Origin of the sequence: Gordonia neofelifaecis NRRL B-59395, assembly GCF_000192435.1 — a bacterium.
GTDB lineage: Bacteria > Actinomycetota > Actinomycetes > Mycobacteriales > Mycobacteriaceae > Gordonia > Gordonia neofelifaecis.
Genome location: NZ_AEUD01000024.1, coordinates 1 through 11946 on the forward strand (window position 1 = coordinate 1; position 11946 = coordinate 11946).

11 protein-coding genes and 1 pseudogene are annotated in these 11946 nt (G+C 66.9%); 10 read left to right on the forward strand and 2 right to left on the reverse strand.

The features are described from left to right. The 4 genes and pseudogenes from SCNU_RS18710 to SCNU_RS18725 form a co-directional block, all read left to right on the forward strand. Positions 1 to 640 (forward strand): annotated as a pseudogene (locus SCNU_RS18710) (3-ketosteroid-9-alpha-hydroxylase); the annotation flags it as partial. A gap of 134 nt (positions 641 to 774) precedes the next feature. Continuing rightward, positions 775 to 1956: an acyl-CoA dehydrogenase family protein gene (locus SCNU_RS18715; protein ID WP_009680987.1), complete on the forward strand. Its 1182-nt coding sequence runs from the start codon at positions 775 to 777 to the stop codon at positions 1954 to 1956. A gap of 40 nt (positions 1957 to 1996) precedes the next feature. Next, positions 1997 to 2902: a biphenyl-2,3-diol 1,2-dioxygenase gene (gene bphC, locus SCNU_RS18720; RefSeq protein WP_009680988.1), complete on the forward strand. Its 906-nt coding sequence runs from the start codon at positions 1997 to 1999 to the stop codon at positions 2900 to 2902. A gap of 220 nt (positions 2903 to 3122) precedes the next feature. Next, positions 3123 to 3926 (forward strand): IclR family transcriptional regulator, encoded by an 804-nt coding sequence (locus tag SCNU_RS18725; protein WP_009680989.1) that lies wholly within the window; start codon positions 3123 to 3125, stop codon positions 3924 to 3926. Positions 3927 to 3933: 7 nt separating this feature from the next. Here the strand turns inward: SCNU_RS18725 and SCNU_RS18730 are convergent, their stop codons facing one another. Continuing rightward, positions 3934 to 4575, reverse strand: a complete 642-nt coding sequence (locus SCNU_RS18730) for a PadR family transcriptional regulator (RefSeq protein ID WP_238526491.1) — start codon at positions 4573 to 4575, stop codon at positions 3934 to 3936. A 200-nt stretch (positions 4576 to 4775) separates the two neighbouring features. Between SCNU_RS18730 and SCNU_RS18735 the strand changes: the two genes are divergently transcribed. Next, the gene (locus SCNU_RS18735) at positions 4776 to 5318 is read left to right on the forward strand and encodes a flavin reductase family protein (RefSeq protein WP_009680991.1); all 543 of its coding nucleotides are present in this window, start codon (positions 4776 to 4778) and stop codon (positions 5316 to 5318) included. 254 nt (positions 5319 to 5572) lie between these two features. Here SCNU_RS18735 and SCNU_RS18740 read toward each other — a convergent pair whose 3' ends face one another. Continuing rightward, positions 5573 to 7189, reverse strand: a complete 1617-nt coding sequence (locus SCNU_RS18740; RefSeq protein ID WP_009680992.1) for a flavin-containing monooxygenase — start codon at positions 7187 to 7189, stop codon at positions 5573 to 5575. A 260-nt stretch (positions 7190 to 7449) separates the two neighbouring features. Between SCNU_RS18740 and SCNU_RS18745 the strand changes: the two genes are divergently transcribed. From SCNU_RS18745 to SCNU_RS18765, 5 genes are read left to right on the forward strand one after another with little or no spacing between them, the layout of a single operon-like run. Further along, a complete protein-coding gene (locus SCNU_RS18745) occupies positions 7450 to 9012 on the forward strand; it encodes an FAD-binding protein (protein WP_009680993.1) in 1563 nt (520 codons plus the stop codon). 31 nt (positions 9013 to 9043) lie between these two features. Continuing rightward, complete coding sequence (locus tag SCNU_RS18750) at positions 9044 to 10714, forward strand: FAD-dependent oxidoreductase (protein WP_009680994.1); 1671 nt, start codon at positions 9044 to 9046, stop codon at positions 10712 to 10714. Continuing rightward, positions 10714 to 11220 carry a VOC family protein gene (locus SCNU_RS18755; protein ID WP_009680995.1) on the forward strand — a complete coding sequence of 169 codons (507 nt, stop codon included), beginning with the start codon at positions 10714 to 10716 and terminating at the stop codon, positions 11218 to 11220. Before SCNU_RS18750 ends, SCNU_RS18755 begins: the two co-directional genes overlap by 1 nt. Before the next feature lie 37 nt (positions 11221 to 11257). Beyond that, a complete protein-coding gene (locus SCNU_RS18760; protein ID WP_009680996.1) occupies positions 11258 to 11617 on the forward strand; it encodes a nuclear transport factor 2 family protein in 360 nt (119 codons plus the stop codon). Between the two features lie 18 nt (positions 11618 to 11635). Beyond that, positions 11636 to 11896, forward strand: coding sequence for a hypothetical protein (locus SCNU_RS18765; protein ID WP_009680997.1), 261 nt, complete (start codon positions 11636 to 11638; stop codon positions 11894 to 11896). The last annotated feature ends 50 nt before the right edge of the window (positions 11897 to 11946 follow it).

Consider the following 11946-nt stretch of genomic DNA (forward strand, 5'->3'; position numbering starts at 1 on the left):
CGTCGACAACGTCGTCGACATGGCCCACTTCTTCTACGTCCACTACTCGTTCCCGACGTTCTTCAAGAACGTCTTCGAAGGTCACGTCGCATCCCAGTTCCAACGATCGGTGCCACGAGCCGACATCAACGTCGGCACGTACGCCGACGACCCCGACTCGTCGATCGACTCCGATGCCTCGTACTTCGGCCCGTCGTACATGATCGACAAGCTCTACAGCCACGCCAACGGGATGACGATCGAAACCAACCTCATCAACTGCCACTACCCGATCTCGAACGACTCGTTCAAGCTGATGTACGGCGTCAGCGTCCGCAAGGTCCCCGGCCTGTCCGATGAGGAGAACGCAGGCATCGCCGCCCAGTTCGGGCAGGGCGTGATGGTCGGCTTCGAGCAGGACGTCGCGATCTGGAAGGACAAGGCCCCCATCGACAATCCCCTGCTGTCGGAGGAGGACGGGCCGGTCTACCAGCTCCGACGCTGGTACCAGCAGTTCTACACCGACGTCGAAGACGTCACCGAAGACATGACGAACCGCTTCGAGTTCGAGATCGACACCACCCGTGCCATCGAGAGCTGGCAGACCGAGGTCGACGAGAACATCGCCGCGGGTCGGGTCGTGGACACCACCATCGGCTGACGCTCGCCGATCCCGAGTCGAGATGTTCCATTGACCGGGAATCGTCCGACCGTTCCGGGACAATCACCGTCACCATGAGAACCATCAAGGTCCCCACCTTCATCCCGCAAGAATCTCTAAGAACCGAGGAAGTCATGACCACTCGCCCCATCGATGCGCTCGCGGACATCGCAGACCAGATCCGCGACCAGGCCGAGGAAGCCGAGCGACTCGGCCAACTCCCCACCGAAACGGCCAAGAAGCTCAAGTCCGCGGGCGTCATGAAGATGCTCGCCCCCGCCAACTACGGCGGACTGGAGACCCACCCGCGCGAGTTCGCGGAGACGGTCATGAAGGCCGCCAGCCTCGACGGTGCCACCGGATGGGTCTGCGGCATCGTCGGCGTCCACCCATGGCAGATGGCCTTCGCCGACCCGAAGGTACAGGAAGAGGTGTGGGGCGAGGACGACAACACCTGGATCGCGTCGCCGTACGCCCCGACCGGCGTCGCCACTCCGGTGGACGGCGGCTACCGCTTCAGCGGCCGGTGGCAGTTCAGCTCGGGCACCGACCATTGCGACTGGATCTTCTTGGGTGCCCTCCTGGGCGACGAGAACGGCGTCCCGCAGATGCCGCCGACCATGCTGCACATGATCCTGCCGCGCAGCGACTACACGATCGTCGAGGACTCCTGGAACGTCGTCGGCCTGAAGGGCACCGGATCCAAGGACATCGTCGTCAAGGACGCCTTCGTGCCGTCGTACCGGGTCATGAACGGTGACCACGTCATCGACGGCACCGCGCAGGCGGAGGCAGGCATGACGAAGACCCTCTTCAAGATGCCGTGGTCGTCGATGTTCCCGCTGGGCATCACCTCAGCTGTCGTCGGCCTTGCGGAGGGCGCCCTGGCGTGTCACCTCGACTACCAGCGCGACCGCATCGGCGCGCAGGGGCAGGCCATCAAGGATGACCCGTACACCCTGTTCGCCATCGGCGAGGCCGCCGCGGACATCAACGCCGCGCGTCAGGAGCTGCTGGCCAACATCGATGAGATCTGGGATCTCGTCGACGCCGGCAAAGAGGTCGACTTCGAGCGTCGCGCCGCCGGTCGCCGCACCCAGATCCGCGCGGCCTGGCGTGCCGTGATGGCCGTCGACCAGATCTTCGCCCGCTCCGGTGGCAATGCACTCCGCATGGACAAGCCGCTGCAGCGGTTCTGGCGCGATGCACACGCCGGCCTGAACCACGCGATCCACGTCCCGAGCACGCCGTGGCACGCCTCCGCGCTGACCTCGATGGGCTTCGACGCTCCGGACCAGCTCCGGGCGATGATCTGACCCAGACCGTATCTCTCTAGCAGAAAGCATTCGAGATCCAATGACCGACATCAAGGGCCTTGGCTACGTCAAGATCCAGACCAACGACCTGGACCGCTGGCGCACCTTCGCGTTCGACGTCCTAGGCTTCGCCAAGGGCTCCGGCCCCGATGAGAACGCCCTCTACCTGCGGATGGACGAGCGTGCCGCGCGCATCACCGTCGTCCCGGGCGACACCGACGAGATCGTTACCATCGGCTGGGAGGTGCGTGACGGTGCCGCTCTGGCCCGCGTCCGCGAGGCCGTCACCGCGGCGGGCGTCGAGGTCACCGAGCTGACCAACGACGAGGCCGACGCTCGGCGCATCGAAGCAGGCGTCACCTTCACCGATCCCGCCGGCGCCACCCTCGAGGTGTTCCACGGCCCGATCCTCGATCACAGCCCGATCGTCACCCCGTACGGCGCCAAGTTCGTCACCGGCGACCAGGGCCTGGGCCACGTGGTCCTGCCCGTCATGGACCTGAACGGCTCGTTCGACTTCTACCAGAACGTGCTGGGCTTCCTGCCCCGCGGCGCGATGCGCATTCCGGCTCCGCCGGAGTTCGGACCGATCCGCATCCGCTTCATGGGTGTCAACGAGCGCCATCACAGCCTGGCCCTGTGCCCGGCTCCGCACGGCGGCGCACCCGGCCTGATCCACATCATGGTCGAGGTCGACACCCTGGACGCCGTCGGCCAGGCGCTCGATCGCGTCATGAAGGACGGCTTCTCCGTGTCGTCGACCCTGGGTCGCCACACCAACGACAAGATGATCTCGTTCTACGTCCGCGCTCCGGGCGGCTGGGACATCGAGTTCGGTTGTGAGGGCATGCGCGTCGACGAGTCCGGCTACACCGCCGAGGAGATCACCGCCGACAGCTACTGGGGCCACGACTGGTCGGGCAGCGAGCCGCTCGCCGCCATGTGATCGGGACCATCCCACACACCGAGAACGCCGCGTTCCACACCCGTGGAGCGCGGCGTTCTCGCATGTCAGCGGCCACTTTGGCCGAATGGGGTGACACAGCTCTCATCAGGCGCTACACTCACATATACCTAATCGAAAGAGCGTGGTCAGAGGGATTTATCCCGGCGTTGACCAAGCAGTCGATACGCATTCAGCCCCGATGCACCCTGGAGAGATAGCCATGACCGAAACCCCGAGCGCCGTTCTGGACCGCCTGACCCTCGTTCTGGACGCCTTCGACGGCCACGCCCGACAGAGCCTGGCGCAGATCGTTCGCCGCACCGGCCTCCCCCGATCGTCGGCTCATCGAATGCTCGAGCGTCTCGTCGCACTGCGCTGGCTGCGCCGCGACGGCCGCGAGTACGAACTCGGCATGCGCCTGGTGGAGCTCGGCTCCCTGGCCATCCACCAGGACCGCCTGCACACCTCCGCCCTCCCCTTCCTGCACGAGCTGCATCGCATGACCGGCTTCGTCGTGCACCTCGGCGTGCTGCAGGACGGCGACGTCGTCTACCTGGAGAAGGTCGGCGAGAACCTCGGCAAGGCGCTGCCGACCCGCGTCGGCGGCAAGCAGCCCGCACACTGCACGGCCATCGGCAAGGTGCTCCTCGCGCACTCCGACGAGACCCCCGCGACGGGCGAGGAGCTCGAGCGCAAGACCCGCTACTCGATCGCCTCCCCGATCCAGCTCTCGAAGGAACTGCAGTCCGTCCGCGACCGCGGCATCGCGATGGAGCGCGAAGAGGCCGTGCCGCGCTTCGGCTGCATCGCCGCCCCGATCGGCGAGCCCGGCAAGGCCGTCGCCGCCGTCTCGATCTGCGGCCCGGTGGACCAGCTGAAGTTCGACAACCGCCTCGCTGCACCGCTGCGCATGGCCGCCCTCGGCACCTGGCGCAACGCCGGCGGCACCGACCTCCGGATCACCCCCACCCTGCAGCAGCGTCGCCCGATGATGGCGTCGCAGCACCTGCCGGTCGCGGGCTGAGCCGGGGTCAGTTCTGCTCGCGCTGCCGCTTGCCGATCTCCCCGACCTCCTGCCAGCGCCCCGGCGCGGGCGGGATCAGCCGGCCGTCGTCGTGGAGCGCCGGAGCCAACTCGCGCTGCGTCTCGTCGATCGAATCGATCAGGCGCAGCGTGAGATCGCGTTCGGTCTCGTAATGCGCATGGGCCCACTCCAGCGCGAGCCGCGGGTACGACCACGCGGCCTCGCTCCGAGCCAGCTCCGCGTCGCCGGCCACCTGCGCCCGGACCCGCTCGAGGTCGTCGAGGTACTCGCGGAGCCGCGCTTTGAGATCGGTGGGCGAGCTCATGTGCCCGAGCCAGATCCGCATCACCATCGGATGCTTGAGCATCGGCGGATCGACCGGAGCGGAGCTGACCCACTGCCGCGAGGCGGCCAGCCCCTCGTCGGTGATCGCGTACAGGCGCCGCGAGCGCTCCCCGGGCTCGCTGACGGTCCGCGAGCGAGCCAAGCCCAGCTTCTCGAGACGCTTCAACTCGCTGTAGACCTGGCTGAACGACGGACTCCAGTAGAAGTGCCCGATCGACCAGTCGGCCCACCGCTTGATGTCGTACCCCGACACCTCCTCGTTGAAGGAGAGCATGCCGAGGACCGCCCAACTCGTAGCAGGCATATCCGGCAGTTCAGTCTGGTCGTCCATCTCTGCTACCAACACCCGGCGATCGTAACAATCCCCGTCATCGCAGGTCAGTGGCGTCACCCGCTCATCGGGACAGTGCCCTTGGCCCGATCCGGGAAAAGTCAGATCATCGAATAGACACCATCCACCGAACTCTCCGGCGCCGCCGTCGGGGACCGAACACGAGGCACGCAATGCAAAGCACCGTCCCCAACAACGCAGATCCGGCCGACCCCGTCGCCGTGCCCTCCGCCGGAGTGATCCCGTCGGAGATGCTGCGGGAGGTCATGGGCCATTTCGCGACCGGCGTCGCGATCATCACCGCGTACGACGGCGACGAGCCCGTCGGCCTCACCTGTCAGTCGGTCGTCTCCGTCTCCCTCGAGCCGCCGTTGATCGCCTTCTGCCCGGCTAAGACGTCCACCAGCTGGCCGCGCCTCCGCAAGAGCGGGTCGGTCTGCATCAACGTGCTCTCGGGTCCGCAGGGACCACTGTGCAGACAGTTCTCGAAGTCGGGCACCGACAAGTTCGCGGGCGTCGCCCACCGACCGGCGGCCAACGGCGCACCGCTGATCGACGAGGCGCTGGCGCACGTCGAAGCCACCGTCGAGGCCGAGCACGACGCCGGTGATCACACCATCGTCGTCTGCCGCGTCACCGATCTCGCCGCACACGCGCACGCCGTCGACGGCGGCCCGCTCCTGTTCTACCGCGGCGGCTTCGGCAACTTCAGCTGATCGACCGGACATGAGAAGAGGGCCCGCGCGATGCGCGGGCCCTCTTCTCGTATCTCCGGGTCCAGATCGTCTGGGCTCACGCCGCCTCAGGTCGGTCGAGAAGCCCGCGAACGAAGTGAGCGAGCGTATCGAGACCCCACAATCCACCGGGTCTCGATACGCTCGTCACTTCGTTCCTCACTACTCGCACCTCAACCATCACACTGAGACCACCCTGAATGGGACACCGGGACGGTCGAGAAGCGGCAGTCGGCTCAGCGAGAGGTGATCTCGAAGCCCGGGTAGCCGTCGGCGGCGACCTTCTTGATGATGTCGCCGTAGACGCCGAACCCGCCGACGAACGGCATGAACACCCGCGGCCGGCCGGGGATGTTGGCGCCGACGTACCAGGAGTCCGCCTTGATCATGAGCGAGCCCTCGGCGCGGTTGCGGCACTCCTCGACCCAGCCGTCGACGGCCTCGGTGGTCGGTTCGATCGCCGCAGAACCGGTCGCGTCGAGCTCGGCGATCGCGTCGGCCACCCAGTCGACGTGGAGCTCGCTGTGCAGCACCATGTTCGCCAGCACCGACGGGCTGCCCGGCCCGGTGAGATTGAACAGGTTCGGGAAGCCCTCGATGGTCAGGCCGAGGTAGGTGCGCGCACCGGCGGCCCATTCCTCGTTCAGCGTCTTGCCGCCGCGGCCCACGATGTTGATCTTGGCGACCGAGCCCGTCATCGCGTCGTAGCCCGTGGCCAGGACCAACGCGTCCAGATCGTGGTGGGTGCCGTCCGCAGTCACCACGCCGGTCTCGTCGATCCGTTCGATCGGCGACTCCCGGAGGTTCACCAGCTCGACGTTCTCGCGGTTGAAGGTCTCGAAGTAGCCCGAGTCGGTGCAGATGCGCTTGGTGCCGATCGGATGGTTCGTCGGGATCAGCAGCTCGGCGATCTTCGGATCGTCGATCTTCGCGCGGACCTTCTCGACCCAGAAGTCACGCGCCGTGTTGTTCGCCTCGAGGCTGGTGAACTGATCGGGGAAGGCCTTGCTGAACAGTACGCCACCCTTCTGCCACCACTCCTCGTAGACCTCGCGACGCTCGTCGTCGGAGACCTCGAGAGCGCTCTTGGGGTGCGTCTCGTGCGGTGAGCCGCCGCCGCTGAGCCGCGACAGGCGACGCCGCTCGGCGTAGTTCGCCTTCTGCGCGGCGCGATCCTCGTCGCTCAGCAGCCGATTGCCCGCCGGAACGCTGAAGTTCGGCGTCCGCTGGAAGACGGTGAGCTTCTCGGCCTGCTTGGCGATCTCCGGGATCGACTGGATGCCCGACGACCCGGTGCCGATGACGCCGACCTTCTGTCCGCTGAAGTCGACCGGCTCGTGCGGCCACTGGCCGGTGTGCAGCAGCGGACCGGCGAAATCGTGCAGGCCGGGAATGTTCGGCAGATTCGCGTTCGACAGCGGGCCGAGGCCGAGCACCACGAACCGGGTGCGGATCTGCTCACCGGTGTCGGTGCTCACCGTCCACAGCAGCGTCTCCTCGTCGAAGACGATGTCGGTGACACGGGTGCTCAGCGTGATGTCCTTCGCGAGATCGAATCGCTCGACCACGTGCTCCATGTACGCGAGGATCTCGGGCTGGGTGGCGTACTTCTCCTGCCAGTCCCATTCCTGCTGGAGATCCTCGTCGAACGAGAACGAGTAGTCGACGCTCTCCACGTCGCAGCGGGCGCCGGGATAGCGGTTCCAGTACCAGACGCCGCCGACGCCGTCCGCGGCCTCGATGACGCGAACTGACAATCCGTCCTTGCGCAGCCGGTAGAGCGAGTAGATTCCAGCGAAGCCGGCCCCGACCACGACGGCATCCAACGGCTCAACGCCGGAGGACTTCTCCACTGATGACTCCGATCGTGCAGTCACGATGTGCCTTTCTGATTCAGCTGACCGGCACAGCCGACAGCGAGATCCTGATTCGACCAGAACGATAGGCACCGACCAGCGGCGACGGCAGTGCTGTTCCCGCTCACCGGCACGTCCCGATGAGCGGGATCACCGATGCGTGACGAAGGCCTCAGACCCTACGGTCGGATGCGTCTTCCCACTCATGACCAAGGTCCCGACGACAGCAGTCGGAGCCAGTCCCCCAGATGGAGTAAATGCCGATGACCACAACCACCCCCGAATGGACGCAGGAATACGACGTCATCGTCGCCGGATCAGGAGCGGGCGGCGTCACCGGCACCTACACCGCCGCGCGCGAGGGCCTGTCGGTCCTGATGGTCGAGGCCTCGGACAAGTTCGGCGGCACCACCGCCTACTCGGGCGGCGGCGGCATGTGGTTCCCGTGCAACCCGGTGCTCCTCCGCGCCGGCGCCGAGGACTCGATCGAGGACGCGCTCACCTACTACCGCGCAGTGGTCGGCGATCGCACCCCCGTCGAACTCCAGGAGACCTACGTCCGCGGCGGCGCCCCGCTGATCGAGTACCTCGAGCAGGACAAGCACCTCGAGTTCGTCCCCCTCCCCTGGCCGGACTACTTCGGAAAGGCACCGAAGGCCAAGCTCGACGGTATGCGGCACACCATGCCCAACCCGCTGCCCGTCTCCGACGCTCCCGAGTACAAGGACATCGTCCGCGGCCCGCTGGACGTGGACCGCCACGGCGCGCCCACCCCGGACGACCTCTTCATCGGCGGCCGCGCGCTCGTCGCCCGCTTCCTCAAGGCGATCGCCGAGTTCGACAACGCGAAGGTTCAGCTGAACAGCCCGGTCGTCGACCTGGTCGTCGAGGACGGCGCCGTGACCGGTGTGATCATCGAGGTCGACGGCGAGCGCCAGGCCATCCGCGCCCGCCGCGGCGTCGTGCTCGCCGCAGGTGGCTTCGAGGGCAACGACGCCATGCGCAAGGAGTTCGGTGTGCCCGGCGTCGCCCGCGACACCATGGGCCCCGACACCAACCAGGGCCTGACCCACCAGGCGGGCATCGCCGCAGGCGCCGACACCGACCTGATGGATCAGGCGTGGTGGTCGCCCGGCCTGACCCACCCGGATGGTCGTAGCGCGTTCGCTCTCTGGTTCACCGGCGGCATCTTCGTCAATCAGGACGGCAAGCGCTTCGTCAACGAGTCGGCCCCGTACGACCGCATCGGCCGCGAGGCCCTCAAGCAGATCGCCGACGACCAGCTCACGCTCCCGTTCTGGATGATCTACGACGACAAGGAGGGCGAGGTCCCGCCGATCAAGGCCGCGAACGTCGAGTTCTTCCCGACCGAGGAGTACCGCGAGGCGGGTCTGTGGCACACCGCGGACACTATCGAGGAGCTCGCCGAGAAGATCGGCGTCCCCGCCGACGCGCTCGCCGCGACCGTCGCCCGCTTCAACGAGCAGGTCCCCACCGGCGTCGACCCCGACTTCGGCCGCGGCGACGAGGCCTACGACCGCGCGTTCTCCGCCGGCGAGCCGCCGCTGTTCGCGGTGGACCAGGGCCCGTTCCACGCTGCCGTCTTCGGTCTGTCGGACCTCGGCACCAAGGGCGGACTGAAGACCAACACCGCGGGCAACGTGCTGCGTACCGACGGCTCGACCATCACCGGCCTGTACGCCGCGGGCAACACCATGGCGGCCCCCAGCGGACTCGCCTACCCCGGTGGCGGCAACCCGATCGGCACCTCGATGCTGTTCAGCCACCTCGCAGTCCGCGACATTCTCGCGCGCGGCTGAGTTCTACAGAAGACTTCGGAAGGATAGACCTGTGAGTGATTCACAGAACCCCCAGTGGGACGACGAGTACGACGTCGTCGTCGTCGGCAGCGGTGCCGGCGGCATGACCGCGGCCCTCACCGCCGCTGATCGCGGACTGAAGGCGCTCATCGTCGAGAAGGCCGACGTGTACGGCGGCAGCACCGCGTTGTCCGGCGGCGGCGTGTGGGTTCCGAACAACCCCACGCTGCGGCGCATCGGGATCGTCGACGACCCCAAGGACGTGCGCAAGTACCTCGACTCGATCGTCGGCGACAAGGTGCCGTCGGCGAACCTCGACGCGTACATCGACCAGGGCCCGAAGATGATCGAGCTCCTCGAACGCAACAAGAACATCAAGTTCCAGTGGTGCACCGGATACGCCGATTACCACCCGGAGAATCCGGGCGGCCGCCCCGCCGGCCGCTCTATCGAGCCGTCACCCGTCAACAGCAAGAAGCTGGGCGTCGACCAGGCCCAGCTGCGTCCGGCGGCGCTGGCCACGCCCCCCGGCCTGTACATCACCCAGAAGGACTTCGTGCAGCTGAACATGGTCGCACGGACTTGGAAGGCCCGTCGCACGGCGTTCCTGACCGGTCTGCGCGCAGCTAAGGCGATTGTTCTGCGCCAGAAGATGGAGACGCTCGGCCAGGCCCTCATCGTCCGGCTGCGCCTCGCGCTGAAGGACACCGACGTGAAGCTGTGGCTGTCGTCGCCGATGGAGTCGCTGATCACTGATGCTTCCGGCGCGGTCACCGGCGTCGAGGTCCGTCGCGGCGGCACGTCGAAGAGGATCCGCGCCACCCGCGGCGTCATTCTCGCCAGCGGCGGATTCGAATTCAACCAGGAGATGCGCGACAAGTTCCTCCCCGAGGGGGCGCACCCCAACTTCAGCGCCGCTGCCGAGAGCAACACTGGCGACGGAATCCTGGCGGGCGAGGCCGTAGGCGCCGCGGTCTCGCTCATGGACGACGCCTGGTGGATGCCGTCGATGCAGACCCCGAAGGGTGTCAACCAGGTGCTGGTGTCTGAGCGGTCGGTGCCGCGCGCAATCATCGTCGACCAGCACGCACAGCGCTTCACCAACGAGGCGTCGCCGTACGTCACGTTCACGCACGACCAGTTGGAGGGCCGCCACGAGCCGACTTGGTTCATCTTCGACGCGGTCGCCAAGAAGCGCTACCAGATCGGCGGCATCATGCCGGGCCAGAAGTTCCCGAAGAGCTGGCTGTCAGCGGGCCTGATCCGGACCGCGGACACCATCGAGGAGTTGGCGGGCAAAATCGATCTGGACCCGGCGACGCTGCGCGGCACCGTCGACCGCTTCAATGACATGGCAGCCAAGGGCCACGACGACGACTTCAACCGCGGCGACAGCGCGTACGACCGGTACTACGGCGACCCGACGCTGCCGAATCCGGTGCTCGACTCGATCGACCAGGGGCCGTACTACGCGCTGCAGATGCGGGTCGGCGACCTCGGCACCAAGGGCGGACTTGTCTATAACGAGAACGCTCAGGTGTTGCGCGAGGACGACACTGTAATCGAGGGCCTGTACGCCACCGGCAACACCTCGGCCGCGGTCATGGGCAACGAGTACGCCGGCCCCGGCGCCACCATCGGCCCAGCCATGACGTTCGGTTACATCGCCGCCAACCACGCGGCAGACGCGAAGAAGGCCTGATGTCCGGGCAGATCATCCAGAACGGGTACGTGGTCGACGATCTCGACGCCACGATCGCCCACTGGGTGAAGCACACCGGCATCGGTCCCTGGACCGTGTTCCGCGGCGTCACCCTCGACGGCCGCTATCGCGGCGAGGAGACGTCCGTGACATTCGACGTCGCGATGGGATACACCGGTGAGCTGCAGGTGGAGCTGATGCACATCACCTCCACCACGCCTTCTCCCTACGCGGATGAGAACGGCACGCCGAAGCTCGGCCCGCACCACGTCGCGTGGCTCTCGGACGACCTGGACGCCAGTGTCGCCGAGGCCACCGGCCGCGGGCTCGAGGTGCTGTTCCGCGCGGGCAACGAGGCCACCCAGGTGGCCTACCTCGAGTCCCCCGATCACCCCGGGCTCGTCTTCGAGTACATCCAGGGACCGATGATGCGCGAGATGCTCGCCGCAGGCATCGCGGCCGCCCGAGACTGGGACGGGACGAACCCCGTACAGGAACTCGGCTGAGCGCCGCCACCTTCCACAACAGCTCAAGGAGAACAACATGGCAGATATCAAGGCAGTCATCACCGAGTACCTCGCAGCCGTCGCCTCCGGCGACGCCTCGAAGGTCGCGGCACTGTACGCCGACGAGGCCACTCTCGAAGACCCGGTGGGCTCGGAGCCCAACCGGGGTCGCGCCGCCATCGAGGCGTTCTACGGCGGTCTGCAGGGTGAGATCAGCACCGAACTGCTCAACGCACGGGTCGCCGGACTCGAAGCGGCGTTCCACTTCCGGGTCATCACCAAGGCCGGCGACGCCACCTACACCATCGAGCCGATCGACGTCATGACGTTCGACGAGTCCGGCAAGATCACCTCGATGCGTGCCTTCTGGTCGCCCGAGGACATGGTCGTCGGCTAGTCGGCGGAAGGAACCGAAATGTACGAAGTCACCTGCACCAGCTGCAGCAACAAGGTCCTGGTCGAGAAGTTCAGCCCGGTGCACACCAGTGTGCAGTGGATGTCCGAGAACTCGGCGGCCGCGTGCCCCGAGTTCGCCGAGCGCGCCAAGCGCGGCGAGGACATCAACCACGTGCCGAACTGCCTCGCGCTTCGGGACTCGATCGAGGCTCAGGTCCGGCTCGGGAACATCCCGACCGACAGCCACCGACAGGAACCGGTCCCCGGCCGGATCGGTTAGCCCACCCGCGTTCGCCGGCCCGCACTGCGGGCCGGCGTTCTGCTTTCCAC